The 14937-nt window shown below is 48.1% G+C and carries 18 protein-coding genes; 1 reads left to right on the top strand and 17 read right to left on the bottom strand.

The window, feature by feature from the left end:
* Positions 1–47 precede the first annotated feature (47 nt).
* From HH215_RS19970 to HH215_RS20050, 17 genes are all read right to left on the bottom strand, one after another.
* A complete protein-coding gene (locus HH215_RS19970; protein WP_174887632.1) occupies positions 48–863 on the bottom strand; it encodes a flagellin N-terminal helical domain-containing protein in 816 nt (271 codons plus the stop codon).
* A gap of 149 nt (positions 864–1012) precedes the next feature.
* The gene (locus HH215_RS19975; RefSeq protein WP_169281490.1) at positions 1013–1438 is read right to left on the bottom strand and encodes a hypothetical protein; all 426 of its coding nucleotides are present in this window, start codon (positions 1436–1438) and stop codon (positions 1013–1015) included.
* The gene (fliS, locus tag HH215_RS19980; RefSeq protein WP_254450155.1) at positions 1425–1820 is read right to left on the bottom strand and encodes a flagellar export chaperone FliS; all 396 of its coding nucleotides are present in this window, start codon (positions 1818–1820) and stop codon (positions 1425–1427) included. The genes HH215_RS19975 and fliS overlap by 14 nt, the downstream gene beginning before the upstream one ends.
* A gap of 43 nt (positions 1821–1863) precedes the next feature.
* Positions 1864–3288 (bottom strand): flagellar filament capping protein FliD, encoded by a 1425-nt coding sequence (gene fliD, locus HH215_RS19985; protein ID WP_169281491.1) that lies wholly within the window; start codon positions 3286–3288, stop codon positions 1864–1866.
* A gap of 51 nt (positions 3289–3339) precedes the next feature.
* Positions 3340–3753 (bottom strand): flagellar protein FlaG, encoded by a 414-nt coding sequence (locus HH215_RS19990; RefSeq protein ID WP_169281492.1) that lies wholly within the window; start codon positions 3751–3753, stop codon positions 3340–3342.
* 5 nt (positions 3754–3758) lie between these two features.
* Positions 3759–4019: a carbon storage regulator CsrA gene (gene csrA / locus HH215_RS19995; protein WP_169281493.1), complete on the bottom strand. Its 261-nt coding sequence runs from the start codon at positions 4017–4019 to the stop codon at positions 3759–3761.
* On the bottom strand, positions 4019–4456 hold the full coding sequence (gene fliW / locus HH215_RS20000) for a flagellar assembly protein FliW (protein WP_254450156.1): 438 nt from the start codon (positions 4454–4456) through the stop codon (positions 4019–4021). The genes csrA and fliW overlap by 1 nt, the downstream gene beginning before the upstream one ends.
* A 27-nt stretch (positions 4457–4483) precedes the next feature.
* Positions 4484–4912, bottom strand: a complete 429-nt coding sequence (locus HH215_RS20005) for a DUF6470 family protein (protein ID WP_169281495.1) — start codon at positions 4910–4912, stop codon at positions 4484–4486.
* A 62-nt stretch (positions 4913–4974) separates the two neighbouring features.
* Positions 4975–5865, bottom strand: a complete 891-nt coding sequence (gene flgL, locus HH215_RS20010) for a flagellar hook-associated protein FlgL (RefSeq protein ID WP_169281496.1) — start codon at positions 5863–5865, stop codon at positions 4975–4977.
* Between the two features lie 14 nt (positions 5866–5879).
* Positions 5880–7457 (bottom strand): flagellar hook-associated protein FlgK, encoded by a 1578-nt coding sequence (flgK, locus tag HH215_RS20015; protein WP_169281497.1) that lies wholly within the window; start codon positions 7455–7457, stop codon positions 5880–5882.
* A 49-nt stretch (positions 7458–7506) separates the two neighbouring features.
* Positions 7507–8007: a flagellar protein FlgN gene (locus HH215_RS20020; protein WP_169281498.1), complete on the bottom strand. Its 501-nt coding sequence runs from the start codon at positions 8005–8007 to the stop codon at positions 7507–7509.
* A gap of 19 nt (positions 8008–8026) precedes the next feature.
* Positions 8027–8293, bottom strand: coding sequence for a flagellar biosynthesis anti-sigma factor FlgM (locus HH215_RS20025; RefSeq protein WP_169281499.1), 267 nt, complete (start codon positions 8291–8293; stop codon positions 8027–8029).
* Positions 8294–8376: 83 nt separating this feature from the next.
* Positions 8377–8796 carry a flagellar protein gene (locus HH215_RS20030; RefSeq protein ID WP_169281500.1) on the bottom strand — a complete coding sequence of 140 codons (420 nt, stop codon included), beginning with the start codon at positions 8794–8796 and terminating at the stop codon, positions 8377–8379.
* A gap of 89 nt (positions 8797–8885) precedes the next feature.
* Positions 8886–10073, bottom strand: coding sequence for an acyltransferase (locus HH215_RS20035; protein WP_169281501.1), 1188 nt, complete (start codon positions 10071–10073; stop codon positions 8886–8888).
* 123 nt (positions 10074–10196) lie between these two features.
* A complete protein-coding gene (locus HH215_RS20040; RefSeq protein ID WP_169281502.1) occupies positions 10197–10952 on the bottom strand; it encodes a ComFC family protein in 756 nt (251 codons plus the stop codon).
* A 66-nt stretch (positions 10953–11018) separates the two neighbouring features.
* Positions 11019–13193 (bottom strand): helicase-related protein, encoded by a 2175-nt coding sequence (locus HH215_RS20045; RefSeq protein WP_254450157.1) that lies wholly within the window; start codon positions 13191–13193, stop codon positions 11019–11021.
* 189 nt (positions 13194–13382) lie between these two features.
* Complete coding sequence (locus HH215_RS20050) at positions 13383–13769, bottom strand: hypothetical protein (RefSeq protein ID WP_169281503.1); 387 nt, start codon at positions 13767–13769, stop codon at positions 13383–13385.
* A gap of 307 nt (positions 13770–14076) precedes the next feature.
* Between HH215_RS20050 and HH215_RS20055 the strand changes: the two genes are divergently transcribed.
* Positions 14077–14760, top strand: coding sequence for a putative endonuclease domain-containing protein (locus HH215_RS20055; protein ID WP_169281504.1), 684 nt, complete (start codon positions 14077–14079; stop codon positions 14758–14760).
* Positions 14761–14937: the final 177 nt, after the last annotated feature.

Raw genomic sequence — 14937 nt, forward strand, 5'->3', positions numbered from 1 at the left:
GAAAAACTCCCCAGTCATTAGACTGGGGAGTTTCCAATTCAAGGATATTAGCCAAGTAGACGAAGTACGTTTTGCGGTACGGAGTTTGCTTGCGCCAACATAGCTGTACCAGCTTGTACAAGAATTTGTCTGCGAGTGAAGTCTGTCATCTCTTTAGCCATATCTGCATTGCGGATACGGGATTCAGAAGCGGACAAGTTCTCGGAGTTTACGCCAACGTTGTTGATCGTGTGCTCCAAGCGATTTTGTACAGCACCGAACTCAGCACGACGTTGCGATACAACGCTGATTGCGGATTGAATAGCAGCAATTGCTGTTTGAGCACCGCTTGCAGTACTTACATCAAGGCTACCAACGCCGATTTTGGATGCTTGCATACCGCTACCCAAAGATACGGAGATTGTCGTGTTAGCTTCGAAACCAACTTGGAAAGATACGCTGGATTGAGTTCCATTCAATAAGCTGATGCCATTGAACTTCAAGCTAGTAGCAATGTTGTCGATTTCAGCAACAAGCGCAGTTACTTCCAGACCGATTTTCTCGCGGTCGGATTCAGCCAATGTTCCGTTGGAAGCTTGGTTAGCCAATACGTTCAGACGTTGCAACATGGAGTGAACTTCAGTAAGCGCACCCTCTGCAGTTTGGATCAAGGAGATACCGTCTTGAGCATTGCTGATCGCTTGGTTGTAACCGCCGATTTGGTAACGCATTTTTTCGGAAATCGCCAAACCTGCAGCATCGTCAGCAGCGCGGTTGATACGGTAACCGGAAGAAAGTTTTTCCATTGTTTTGCCCATTTGGGTGTTGTTGGATCCCAAGTTGCGATGAGCGTTGATTGCACTAACGTTTGTGTTAATGTACATAATGATCATCCTCCATGATATTAGATAGTGGTCACATCCTTGCGACCTAAATAATATATCGGATAGTCAAAACAGAATATTAATACTTTTGATCTATTTTTCAGGAAAAATTTTCAGATATTTTTCATGTATCATTCCCATACATCGAATTACTTTTTCTCATCGAAGTAATACGATATCTGATCGTCGGAATTCATGCCGCTATAAGCATTGAAAACTTTTCGTTGAGTCTTAGCCGAACCCAACTCAGCACCGGTTGAAACCATCATCGTTTCGATCTTAAAAGCCGATTCGGTTGTCAGAACTCTTGCTGATTCAGCCGTTGCTTGTATTTCTGCTTGAAATAATCGTTTCATCTCTTCAGTGCCGAGATCACTTTTCAGCGACTTCTGAATCCGTTCTATCTCAACCCGAGTAGCCGTTTTCTTTTCCGTTAATTGCTGCATACGTGTCCAAAGTTGATCTTCCGGAGACATGGACTTAAGCAGTGTAAGCTGCTCCATACTGATCTTCGCTAGCTGTTCGTAGCCCATCTGCCACTCACGAATTCTCGCGGCAACATCAGCCGTTCCCATTGGCAACCTCTTTCCCTAACTGGTTCCATGTTTGGCGGAGATCGCCAAGGATAGTTTCAGACTCTAGCAAAAGTTCTTTTTGCTTATGAATATTCGCTTGAGTAAGCTGGTTAACCAAATAGAAATAGATCTCCTTAAGATTCTTAGCGATAACATCGCCCTGCTCCTCGTTCAAGCACGCCATCAACTCAAACACGATAGCCTGCGCTTTCTGGATAAACTTATGAGCATCGGCTTGCCGACTTGAATCAAGGGCTTGTTTAGCTCTGTTTATGTTGGTTAATGCTCCGTCATATAACATTAGAATAAGTCGGTGAGGCGATGCTGTCTCGTATTTGTTCTTCTGATAAGCTTGATATCCAGGCATGTGTTGTACAGTCACCGAATTTCCATCTCCTTGTCACTTCTTGCTACGATAACGGAAATTAGCCCCACGAATTGATTTGGCTTGACATCCACGACTTCTCGTTATTAAGCGATGACAGCGCCGTCTCCATTGCAGTGAACTGTTTTTGTAACTGCTTTTCTTTCATCGTTAAACGCAAATTCATATCTTCCATTTGCTGCGTAATGGTCTTCAGATCCGCATCATAACCGGATACCTTATAAGCCAATAATCCCGTCCCGGTTTTAGTCCAATTGAATAATCCATTGTATAGACGAGTAGCTATTCCTTTATCCTTATTAGCAGCAGCTGCATTGGAACTGAATAAGTCGGCAACCGCTCCCGGATCTTTATTATAAGCTTCGGTAAACTTATTTTTATCAAAGGTCAGTTTACCGGTCATTTCTTTTCCGCTTGTAACACCCTTGTCTATTTCAAGTCCGATTTCGAATAAGAACTTATAAGCTCCGGTACCTTTGACTTGACCGTTAACTAGTTCATTTAATTCGGATTGTAAAGTGCGCAACGTTGAATCGCCTTGCATTTTAGCATCCTTGGCACTATTTGAGCGTACCGCGGTAATCGCATCGTTATAGGCGTCGACGAAGGTTTGGATTTTCGCGGCTATCTTGTCCGTATCGGTTGCTACCGTGATCGTGCTGGAAGCATTTTCTTTTAACAAGTTAATCGTAACTCCGGGAATAATATCCTTCAGCTCGTTGCTAGCCGATGAGACCGTTATCCCGTTAACTTCCGCAGTCGCATTCTGAGCCGATTGTCTTGTGTTTAAGCTATTATCGGCTTTCTTAATACCGAGCGATTTAAGCAATGCATCCGAACCATCCAGATAAACGTGACCATCCGGGGTTCCAGGCATTGTCCCAAATTGTATATCCGCATCCGCACCGAACTTATCCGTTGTCAGCACCAACGTTTGTTTACCCGGCGTGGTCTCCACAATACTTGCAGTTACGCCCTTCTTGGCGGCATTAATATCGTTTTTAAGATTATTCAGAACTTCCTGATTATTGGCACCCTTTATCGTAATCTCGGCAGCTGTGGCACCACCGCTTCCAAACAAGTTAAACTTAGCCCCTGCCGTTAGGTCCTGACCCGTTTTCGAAAACTCGCCCGAACTAACCACATGTTTCTTAGCTAATTGAGTAACATTAACATTGTAGCTTCCCGTTACGGCTTGATCCGTTGCAGTTACGCTAAATACAGAACTGTCGCTAGCTTTAGCAGATGTCAAATTATAAGAAGTACTATACATTAAGTCGGCTACGGCACTCCGTAAAGTAACCAACTTCGTATTAATACCCCTAATTAACCCTTGTTCCTCGGACAATGTGCTCTTCTTCGTACCAAGTTTTTCATATGGAATGCGTTCAAGCTTCATTAAAGATTCTATCATTTCGCCTGTATTTAGTCCTGACGCCAATCCGTTCAAACTTATTCCGCTCATCGCTTAATCCTCCCCCCAACTTATATAACCCTTTTATGCAGCCTTTCCAAATTACAACCGTTTATCAAGAAACATCCCGATTAGCTCTTTCATCCTGACTGAAAGATCGATTAGAAATTCCGGCGGTAAACTTACGAGAACCTTCTGCGATTCCGCATCGATGACTTCAACATAAGTCGCTTTCGCCTTCTCGTCATACTTAAACTTCAGCATTTTCCCGGAAGACGCCAACGTATCGTTCATCTTCTTGAGCTCTTCATCCAGCTTCTTCTTTTCTTCCTCTTTCAAGTTACTAATATCGAACGCAGTCAAATCTTCCTTTTGTACGAAGGAAGTTGTCGAGGCCTTAGCCTCAACCGTACTTTCTCCTGCGTACTTATCCTTCGCCAAGTTCCTTTGATCGCCGAATTCGTACTTTGGCATCTCCGTCTTCTGAACACCGCTAACACCGCCGAAACTAGCCATGTCAATCACTCCTCATCCTTATCAGATCTCAGCTTATTGAAGCTCTTAAGCAAACCGAGTACTTGTGAACTTTGTAAGGAATCAGGCTGGCCTGCTTGGAGATTCTCCAAGAGCAAGCCTTCATATAGCTCCTTGCGTAAGATCTGGATGTGACGTGGAGCGACGAAGCCTAATTTTACGGTTTCCCCTTCGACTGCAAGCACTTGTATTTCTATAGAGTCTCCCAACATGACTTTTTCTCCGACTTTTCTCTTCAGTACAAGCATCAGTTCTCCTCCTTGCCGGTCAATGGAAGCCGGATCGGATAATCGCTCTGATGAATGATGAATTGACAGCCGGTACGTTGATTGGGAGCTATTAATATGGGAGCTTTTAAATTCACGTGCAACACATCGTCAATAATGTTGACGATCAAAAAAATAACAACGTCTTCATAACTTTCGATACTCAACAGTTCTATCGTCTCGGCGTCAATGTTGAAACCATAGTCTTCAACCGCTTTCTCTGCCGGTATGAGTACGAAGCTAAGCTGTTCATGCAACGCATGCAAAATGTAGAAGGGTGAATCCTCTATGGCAACAAGTCCATAAGCACCGATCTCCTGCAATCCGATAATCCCTTTGTCAAACCGAATGATCTGGTTGTCTGATAGGCGAAGTTCGCCGTAACGTTCACTGTGAATAATCGACTCTTGATGCGCCACGACGCCACTCACCTTTCATTTCCATAATCATGTCTTCGTTCCTGCTATAGGACGGGTCTGCACGTCGATTTCCGGCGGATGCACTCGGACATCGAACTTAACGGGCGACTTCGGAGCTACGTCAATCGCTACTTCCACCCTGCTCTTCCGCATATAATCCTCGTACGCTTGCCTGCCGAAAATATTAGGCTTGGAAGGCCTTCGTAAATCCCCGGACTCATCTCCCTGGCTAACGTTAGCAGCGAGATCTTGCGCGTATTCGGCAGCCATCTTGCCTTCAATTTCTCGTTGAAAAGAAGATGGCCTGCGCAGCCCCAGCTCGTCCCACACCTGTCTCCAGTCCGTAGTAATCTCGGCTTGGTGATTACGGATCTCCAGCTTGGCGGCGATATGTCCCGCCTTCACTTCAACCGGGGGCGTTACCGTACGCACAGGCTGAGCTTTGGGGATTCCCATAGGAGGACCTGACCTGATCTCATTGATATCGAACACCCCCTCGTGATAAATAGAGGATTATATTATCGAATGAAATCTATCAACGATAATTGGCTGATTCTAGCACCGGTAGAGAGCGCCGCTTGCAGGACATTTTCTTGAATCTTAAGCTGCATGATCGCATCCGGCATATCGACATCGGCTACTTTCCCTCTAAGCTCTTTCAAGGAAACCTGCTGATCCAGAATCCGATTTTCCACGAGTTCGAAGCGGTTGGTCCGCGCCCCGATCTCCGCCCACATTTTCGAAATTCTGTCCGCTCCGATGTCGAAACGATCCATGTTCGCCAGTAATGCCGTTTGATCGTTAGCTTCAAGAGCATCGATCGTATCTTCCAATATCTTAAAGGTATTGTCCGGATCTCCCGCCGTTCCGAAAATTTCTTCGCCAGTCAGGCTTACCGGCACGGAAACCGACGAACTAATGTTTAGGTAATAAACCCCTTTATCGGTTATGTCGTTAGCCGCATTACCCGATGTATACGGGGCTTGATCGGTCTTCTGTCCATTGAATAAGTACCGGCCGTTATAGCTACTATTACCTATGAGGACTAACTGTTCTTTAAGTTGCTTCATCTCGGCCGCAATAGATTCCCTGACGTCCGCAGGCACCGTTCCGGTCGAAGCTTGTTGAGTAATCAACTTCGCTCTCTTCAGTACATCGTTCGTCTGTTGCATTAAAGAATCCATCGTTTTCAGAATTCCGCCGCCGGTTCTTGAGTTCTCGAGAAATTCCTCGCTACGGCCCAATTCCGTATCGTATCTCATCTGGTAACCAATCCCGACCGGATCGTCCCCTGGCCGATGAATCTTCTGTCCCGTGGCCAACTTATTCTGCCAATCGTTGATTTCGGAGTTCATGTTTCGCAAATTGCCTAATAGTTGCGTTGTTTTCATCATGCTCGTTACCCGCATCGCCTTAAGCCTCCTTATCTACCAACTAATCCCAATTGGTTGATTATACGATCTAACATTTCATCTACCGCGGTCATATTACGAGCGGCTGCATTATATGCGTGTTGGAACTTGATCATATCTGCCATTTCCTCGTCAAGCGACACTCCGCTAACGGATTGGCGACGGATCATTACGGAGTCGACCAATTCCTGTTGATTATTCATTGACCGTTCGGCGTTAGCGGATCTCGTTCCCAAGTCGCTCGTGACGGCACGGAAGTAATCATCCGTAGTCCCAGATGTTAAGTTCGTTAATGCCGAAGGAAAGCTGAACGCGAAATCACGCAGGCTCGCCAAAGCATGGGCGATATCGCTATTCCCCTTAATAGTCGTATTGACAGCCCCGTTGGATTCGTATTTCCCAGATGCAGCTATTAAATTCGTATCTTGCTGGATCGCCGGGTTGACTTGGATATTCATGATATCGAAAGTAGTCGTTCCATCCGACGTAACGAAAAAAGGAATTCCGGAAGTCGCCGGATCAGATTGACTGTAACCCAGTTGATGAAGACCGTTAAAGCCTTGAACGGTGAACTTAGCTTCCGAAGCAATCTGGGAACCCGCAGCAATCGTGGAACCAGCCGTGATCACCGTACCGTCAGATAGCGTAACATCATTGTCCGCAATCATATCGGTGCTAGTCACGTATCCATTCGGCAGAGTGACTTTAGCCTCGCCTTGTACGAGCGTATTAATCATCGCGTTCAGTTGGTTCGTTATATGGCTGACTTCATCCTTGGACTGAACATAACCATGTAGTTGCCCCGCTGTAGCCGTTTCCGCATTGGCATCGGTCAATAGAGTAAACTCATCGCCGTTCACGACTTCAACGCCGGCGGATAAAATTGAAATTTCGCCTTCAGGCGTCTCGGTCACTTGAACGTCCACGATAGCCGAAAGCTTGTCGATCAGCACGTCCCGTTGATCCCTGTAATCGTTCGCGTTATCGCCGAATGCTTCCGTGCGCCGAATAAAGGCATTCAGTTGCGATATCTCTTGAGTAATAACGTTCGCTTCGTTCACCTTAGAAGAAATATTGCTATCGATATCCGCGCTTACGTTTACCAGAGATTTGCCGACATGCTGCAGAGTATCCGCAAAGTTAACGGCAGATCCTACAACATCGATCCTTGCGCTTAATAGCGTCGGATCCCTATTCAACACTTCCCACGAATTCCAAAACTTATTCATGACCGAGCTCAACCCCGTACCGGACGGTTCATTAATAATTCCTTCGATAGATCTGATCGTACTGTTACGAACTTCCCAAGAGGAGAACGTTTGATTCTCTCTGCGATATTGCAGATCAAGAAAACTATCTCTAACGCGGGTAATGGAATCATATTGAACGCCCGTACCGATCTGTCCCGGGTTGACGCTGCGATTCATCCCCGACGCTTCAAGCGGTCGCGTAGCAGAGAGGTTTACCCTTTGTCTCGTATAACCTTCGGTCGAGGCATTCGCAATATTATGCCCCAGGGTGGTTAATGCCGTAGTTTGGGTAAGAATGGCGCGTTTGCTTGTCTCAAGACCATGAAAAGTGGATCTCATTAAGTGAACCCCTCCGTTAATTCGGGTATTATTCTACGAATATCCCCGATTATGCTCGGGTATCGAAGTAAGAATTTCGTTTCGCGTAGGAACCGCTTTGGGTTGGATTCCTGTAAACCATCTCGTCTTCCGGACTACCTACTAACAAATCCAATGTGTGATTAACAATATCCAACGCATGATGAACGAGAAGCTGATTCGTCTCGTTCAATGTTTTCAAGGCCTGAATTTGTTCGGACATTCCCATAGAAATTTCCTTGATGGCTTGTTTGTTCGCCGCGCCCGTACAATATGTAGCGACATCTTCCAATCGCATATTCGGATCTTCCTTAAGTCCCGCTTCCCGTTGGAAGGCCGTTAAAGCGCTTAGTCGAACTTGATCCGCGGCAGCAAGAGACTTCAACACCTTCGATTCATGCGACAAGGTCAGCGTAAGATCGCTTAATTGATTGTGCACGATTCGATCTTTCTTCTGATGACCAAGCTCTACTAACTTCGCATATAAGGAATGCATCTGAAGCAATGAATCCATAAGAGGTTGAAAAGCCACTTGTCATCCCCCGTTCCCGTTATCTAAAGAAAGGCAAAAGCTTCTCGATAATGAGTTTATCTTCAACATGATAATTGCCAGTAGCTACATCATTCTTCAACTGTTCAATGCGTTTAGTTCTGTCCGGATCGGCTGCGGGTTGTCTGGAATTCAACATCTCCATAGCCTCCGCGGAAAATTGAACCTCGTCCTTACGACGTTTGCCCGTGGTTTGGTTCGCGCGAGCATCATTCTGTTGCTGATAAGTGCGGTAAGCACCAATGCGCTGTGTATCGTTAATTTTCACGTAAGATCACCTCTATAAATAAAAAAACCGATAATGTCTACCCCTATTATCGGTCAAAGTTTATGAAATGTTTAGAGCTTCTATTATTTACCGCGATCGTGAAGACGATCTCCGATCCGATACGCGCCTCTGTTCTTATCGTCATTCGGATTATGCTGCAGCATCCCTTTAGAGCCCGCATTCTTGACGTCCCGTTGCAGCCGTTTCTTGCAAGATTCGCACAAGTGGCTTTCCCTAATGAGGATACCGCAAGATTCGCACGGGTAGGACATATTGGGAGCATTAACCAACGATATCCGGCCTTCGCGGATCCAACGAGTAATCTGTTTGATGCTGATTTCCATCTCATCGGATAGCTGCTGGATATCCAAGCCTTTGTTCTTGCGCAGATGTTCGACGCATCTCTCGTAATCCTTCTCCAAATCTTGATAGCAACTATTGCAGACATCGCGGAAATTTTTGTCGAACAATTTTTCGCACCGTGGGCAGTAAGTTAAATTCACTGAATCATCTCCCCGTTCTCCGACATTAAACGACCTCAAATTACATGTATTGTACTAAATTTTGCAAAATATCGCCATTCATTTGTTTATTAGGCAGAAGCCGAAGGCGATGAAGTCGTCGGTTCGGTCGGTCTTTTCGCTTCGCCGGCTGACTTCAATTGGGCAGGAACGCTGCCGAACAACAGCCAAGACCAACCGGTCAATCGGCTAAGAGCCGTTACGACGATCCACGAGATGATCAACGCGCAGAGGAATCCGCCGGCATACCAAGCATGATGGACCATCGTCCCGCCGCTTGTCAGTGGATATTTCCTATATACCAATAACACCAACGGGTGGAACAAGTATACGCCGAACGAGACGATTCCCAAGTGGCGAAGTCTTCCGACCCAGAAGGAGGATGTCATCCGTCCGCCGATCAGAAAAGCAACTTGAATGAGAACGAGCGGCGTGAGCATCGTATAGATATCCCAAAGCCCGTCATACAAGGCATTACTGTAACGGGTCCCATGAAGTCGCGCGTTATAGAAAATATTAACGTAAGCAATTCCGGAAGCCAGCCATGCCGCCCATAGAACAATCCATACGGTAACTTTGGATTTCGTTATATTTTCCTTCGCGATGATCAGCCACGATTTAATCCGATCGAAGTAAATACCGAGCCATGCCCCGAGGAAATACTGCCCGAAGTAAGTCGGCGACCAACTGCCGCGGTTAGTGACCTGCCAATACTCTCTGTTGTAAAGGAAAAACGCCCACTGTAGTGCAACGCCAACAAAGACAGCCGAAGCCGCCAGCCACTTGAAACGTTTCATTAGGAGCAGCAAAATCGGGAACAACAGGTATAACTGAATGCTGATGAACACAAAATACAAATGCGTATAGGCTTGGCCTCTCCATACTTTACTCCAGAAGCTAGGCCACATCTCGGAAATTTCCCAAGCGAAGCCGTTCTGATACCATCGGAGCAAGAAGTAAACGGCCGAAAAAATCAAATAAGGCACAACGATATATAACAACCGGTTGCGGTAAAATTTCTTAAAACGCTGAACCGTGAGCGGTTGCGGATAATAGTTGTAGAAGAGGACAAAGCTGCTTAACAGGATGAACGAGGTCGTCCCTATTTTTGAAAAGATATTTAGAAAATTATATACCCCGTACACGCTAGCTTCCTTCATATCCACCGTAGCGAACGAAGTGGAATGGACCATTAGCACGCCGAGGATGGCGATCCCACGAACGATATCGATTTCCGTTAATTTTGCGCGACGTTCCATGGTGCCTCCTTCCGGTGCTTAACTCACCTAATCTATTTTCCTGCCGAATCGCAGGTTACTTTATCATAGCACGGACGAATCTCGTCGAAAAGAACAATCCTTTGTCATCTATTACTGAAATTACTATGATCTCGCCCATAGAAGTCCGTAAATTTCCGTGGAGTCATTCGTTTGGGAAGCTTTTTTTAAGATCCGCGCGCACTCGTCGAGAGTACTTCCGGTCGTATAAACATCGTCTACGAGAAGGATTTTTCCGGAAAATAAATCTGACGAGACGGCCGCGAAATTGCCTCTCATGTCTGTGACGCGGCTTCGACGAGTTTTGAGACTTTGTTTCTCGGTGTGACGGAGACGCAGGAGCATCGGATGGTAGTTCAGCCCATACCATTCGGCCAATCGCTGCGCTAATCGTTCCGCCTGGTTGTATCCCCTGTCCAACAATCGTTCGGGCGCCAACGGCACGGAAGTGATCGCATCGAAACTAGCGGATGTACTTAGGCAAAGCCGCTCGTAAGCAAAAGCAAGCATAGCCGCAAGTACGGACTCGACCCCCTCGTTACCGCGATATTTGTAGAGAGCCAGCCAATCCCTCATCTGATTGTCGTAACGAACGGCGCACCGGCTGATGGAATAGCTACGATGCTGTCTTCGTATACAATCCTCGCAGCGTTCCGCCCTGCCGCATATTCGGCAAACCGGATGAATGATCCATGGGATCGACCGTCTGCAGGAGAAGCATAAAGCGGATAGAATCCTCCGGGGCTCTCCGTGCTGGATAGGTATTGCTACTGCGCCTGAATCCGTTTGTTGAGCGTTTCGTCCGCATATGGGACAGGGTAATCCGCTCGGGGCAAACCATGTACTGATATGTAATCGCATCTCATTCTCTCCTAATCAGACGAAGGATAAGGTTGGAAAGTTACAAACCGTGGCATTTTTTACCGCTCAGCGAACGGGATCCGGCTCTAACGATGGCGTGAAATATCCCCGCCGCTTGGCCAATCCGTTCATTTCGTTAATTTGCCGGATCGCTCCGCGCTGAGATGATGTCCATTCGGGAGCCCCGAAAAACACTCCTCCGTATGGATCGGCAGCCGAACGACCGGCTCTTCCGGCCATTTGAACAAGCGATGCAGCGTCGAACAAGCGATTATGGGCATCCAAAATATACACGTCGCTCTTGGGAATCGTTACTCCCCGCTCAAGGATTGTAGTCGTCACAAGCAATTGGATAGCGTGCTCGCGAAACGAAACGACTTTTTCCGTGCGTACTTCGTCTTTGGAGGAGGTGCCCGATATGGCTAGCGGCGAAATCCGAAGCTGTTGGGCGTAGCGCCGAAGAAGCTGGACGATCGGTTCGACTTGTTTGACGTAGGGAACGAACAGAAAAATTTGCGCGCCGCGCTGGATAGAATGTTGAAGTGGTTTAACTAGCTTCGGCGGCAAGTTTTGTTTGCGAAGCATATCGGTGACCGACGCGAGGGTGACGCGTTGCGGTACCGGCAAGGGATGGCGGTGATATCTCACCGGGACTCTCGCATTCGGGAGTCGTCCCTTGGCTGCCGCCCGCTGTAAGGGTAAAGGAGGAGTCGCGCTGAGCAGGACGGTGGTGCCTCTTTTCTTGCGGCATTTGTCCGCCGCGTAGTGAAGCATGGCATCGTTATGATAGGGGAACGCATCCAACTCATCGATCAACACGAGGTCGAATGCTTCCTGAAACCGCATTAATTGATGCGTCGTGGCCAGCGTTAGTGCCCCATTCTCCCAGCGATCGGCGCTTCCTCCATACAGGACGACGCGTTCGTAATGCGGAAAAGCTTTAGCAAGCCTTGGCGCAAGCTCGAGCACGACATCTCTGCGAGGGGTCGCCACCAGCGCCCGCCCGCCCCGGGCAAGCACCGCTTCCAGCAGCGGAAATATCATTTCGGTTTTGCCGGCGCCCGTGACTGCCCAGAGCAGGAAAGAATGGCCTATCCGTGTTTCGTACGGAGCGTTCAGATAAGCTAGCGCTTTGGCGGCTGCGTCGCTTTGGGCGGGGCTTAGTCCCCAGCGATCGGTGAGGTTTGGGGTGGTTTCATTGGAGGTGGGGAGGGAAACATTTTGTGCGGAACGTGCATTGTTGTGCGCGGAAAAAGAGTCAGGCGATAGGGCAGCATTACGCGAAGGCTCGGACAGACGTGATGGATCGGCGAGTTGCGGCGCGGATAATGAGCTGGGCGATTGTGAGGCGTTGCTTAGAACAACGGGCAGATACGATTGCACAGAGCCTTGCGGCGCGGAAAAAAAGCTACGTGAGTGTCCAGCGTTACGCGAAGCCACGGACAGACGCGATTGCTCAGCACCCTGCCGCGGCACGCCAATGACGAGCAGCTCGCATTCGCGGCTGCGCCCCATCGCTAAACAAGCCTCGCAATAAGCGCAGGCTTGTCCGCAGGCGGCGCAAGGCGTGCGTCGCAGCTTATCCCTGCCGCTACCGCAGCGGCCGCAGATCAGCTCTTCGGGCCGGCTAGGCTTGCCGCCCGGCCCGTAGAGGCGAGCGAGGCGCAGCCGCGAAGCCCAACCGCGGAAGCCGCTTTGCGGCGGAGCGGCCGGGAGAGGGGCCACGGCAGCGGCGAGCTGCAGGGCTCCGGCAAGCGAAGCTTGCTGCAGGACGGCGAGAGGATCCGCCGTCGCAATGGACGAAACGCTGGCAAGCAGTTGAGTCGCTTCTTCCTTCAGCAGGGAGCGACCTGCAAGGAGCTCTCCGGCCAAGCGGGCTGCCTCCGCGAGCTCTCTCGCAACTTTCGGGCGCGTAATCATAGATTTCACTTGTACGATCTCAGGTGAGCCCCCTCCCTCATGATTGAAGCCAGCCCATGCAATTCCAACCGCCTGTCCGAATACTTCCACCCAATCCGAGTTCGTTTCGTCGACTTGTTTTCCAACCGGACTCGATTCCTTATCCCAACGCGCATTCAGCAATTTGCATGCCCGATCAGCCATCCCCAGCGGCACAAGTTCTCTTGCCCTTATCATCAGATCGGCCTTGCTGCTCCAATATTCCTGATCCACCTCCCAAGCAACCGATAGCAACGCCCTGCATCCTATCCTCGTTTGAACCGCATAAAGAACAACCTTCATGACTTCACCCTCTCCCCTCGCTAATTCCACCTACAAGCCAAACGACAAAAAAACACACTCCCAAATCGCCGTCGCGGCGATCCGAAGTGTGCTTCACCCGGAATTCCATTCCATACTTATTAAGTTGATTGTATGACAAAATCGGATCTTCGGCAATTCTTTTTCAGCACTCCTCTTCTACAATTCCACTCACAACGGCAGTCGGGCCAAGTCTTCCGTGCTAGCCAGTTCCACCCATACGGCTTTGGGATCCGCGGACACGGATTGCCTGCTTTCCATTGCGCCCGCATCTTTTCTTACCCAGTCAATCCCGGTTCCCCCTCGGGCAAACCGTTCCATGATCTTACCCGTATCGTCCGAAGACTGCTCCAGCACAACCGTAATCCCGATTTCCGTCCCGGTTCGTCTCGAAAATTGTTGCAAAGCCCTAATATACCATTCGATCTGCATTTGGTGGTTGCCCGCTACGAGCACATAGTGGCGTCGTTCTTCGCCCGAACTCCGCCTGATTAGCCAGTGAACGAGTGCCACAGCCGCTGCGTAAAAGCCGATAATCCACAATAATCCGGGAATCATCGCGGCCACCTCCTTTAATCTGAAGGTGAGCGACGCAAACGAAGAATATCGCCGTATTCCGTCGTTTCGTCTACTCGTTCAACAATATATGCCTTAGACGGGAAGGGAGTTCCGAACTCATGAATTGTTGAGCCACTCTGCATATCTATCGTAGTCCGCGAAATGCGATTGACATTTTTATCCACGTTAACTACAATAAGCATAATTTCAAATCCGTATCTATTATGGTCGTGAAGCACACGCCACTTTCTCGTTCAGCTCTAGTTGAACGGGTGAGTGGCTATTTTATTTTAGGGAGGCAATACGGATGGATTTCGAAACTGCTTACACGCATTTCTTAGAGAGACACAAGAAAGCTAGGCGCGGAGAAAGCTTGAGAAGGCTAGTTGAAGGGCATGGGCATGGTGAGAAGTTGTTGCTCGAAAATGTATGGTGGCCTGCGTTCCAGAACTTTGACAACTTATATCCAGAACATGAAGTCAGCGATTTTAAGGATGGCATTCGATTCTTGGATTACGCATTCTTGTTAGATCATGTCATGCTTGATATTGAATTTAATGGGTTTAATTCTCATGCCAAAGACATTAGTCGTACGAAGTTCTCGGACAACCTCATGCGACAGAATCATCTCATCCTTGATGGTTGGAAAGTCCTTCGCTTTTCCTTTGATGATGTTGTTGAACGACCTCGCATGTGCCAGCAGATACTGCAACAGTTCATGGGCCGCTGGGTTTATGGTAAAAATACAGATCAAATCGTTAGGCTATCAGCAGAGGAAAGGGATATTCTAAGACTCGGATTACGCCGCTCCAGCAAACTGGTCGTTTCAGAAGTGTGTACGCATCTCCATATTGGCGACAAAAAAGCTCGCAAACTGCTGCATGGTCTCCTTGATCAGAACCTGCTTCTTCCACCAACCAACATACAACCCCAACAAATCAAATTTTACCGCGTGAGTCCATCTGTAAGTCTCGATTTATTAGGCATTTGATTTGTGACACGGTCAATTTGAACGTCTGGGATCAGTTTCTTCTTCCCTTACTGTCTGACACGGCCTTTTTGACCGTTACAACCTTCTTTTTTGCTGTAAATCAGTGAAAATGCTTGCTGATACGGCCTTTTTGACCGTCTCAATATACTAATTTTAGTTTTTCCTCGTTGTTACGGT

It is taken from the genome of Cohnella herbarum (assembly GCF_012849095.1).
GTDB lineage: Bacteria > Bacillota > Bacilli > Paenibacillales > Paenibacillaceae > Cohnella > Cohnella herbarum.

Coding starts and splice junctions, on each gene's coding strand:
- HH215_RS20050 (WP_169281503.1), bottom strand. CDS start 13,769: ATGATTCCCGGATTATTGTGGATTATCGGCTTTTACGCAGCGGCTGTG.
- csrA (WP_169281493.1), bottom strand. CDS start 4,019: ATGCTTGTACTGAAGAGAAAAGTCGGAGAAAAAGTCATGTTGGGAGAC.
- flgK (WP_169281497.1), bottom strand. CDS start 7,457: ATGAGATCCACTTTTCATGGTCTTGAGACAAGCAAACGCGCCATTCTT.
- HH215_RS20040 (WP_169281502.1), bottom strand. CDS start 10,952: ATGCGATTACATATCAGTACATGGTTTGCCCCGAGCGGATTACCCTGT.
- HH215_RS20045 (WP_254450157.1), bottom strand. CDS start 13,193: ATGAAGGTTGTTCTTTATGCGGTTCAAACGAGGATAGGATGCAGGGCG.
- flgL (WP_169281496.1), bottom strand. CDS start 5,865: ATGCGGGTAACGAGCATGATGAAAACAACGCAACTATTAGGCAATTTG.
- fliD (WP_169281491.1), bottom strand. CDS start 3,288: ATGAGCGGAATAAGTTTGAACGGATTGGCGTCAGGACTAAATACAGGC.
- HH215_RS19975 (WP_169281490.1), bottom strand. CDS start 1,438: ATGGGAACGGCTGATGTTGCCGCGAGAATTCGTGAGTGGCAGATGGGC.
- HH215_RS20035 (WP_169281501.1), bottom strand. CDS start 10,073: ATGGAACGTCGCGCAAAATTAACGGAAATCGATATCGTTCGTGGGATC.
- HH215_RS19990 (WP_169281492.1), bottom strand. CDS start 3,753: ATGGCTAGTTTCGGCGGTGTTAGCGGTGTTCAGAAGACGGAGATGCCA.
- HH215_RS20005 (WP_169281495.1), bottom strand. CDS start 4,912: ATGGGAATCCCCAAAGCTCAGCCTGTGCGTACGGTAACGCCCCCGGTT.
- HH215_RS19970 (WP_174887632.1), bottom strand. CDS start 863: ATGTACATTAACACAAACGTTAGTGCAATCAACGCTCATCGCAACTTG.
- HH215_RS20055 (WP_169281504.1), top strand. CDS start 14,077: ATGGATTTCGAAACTGCTTACACGCATTTCTTAGAGAGACACAAGAAA.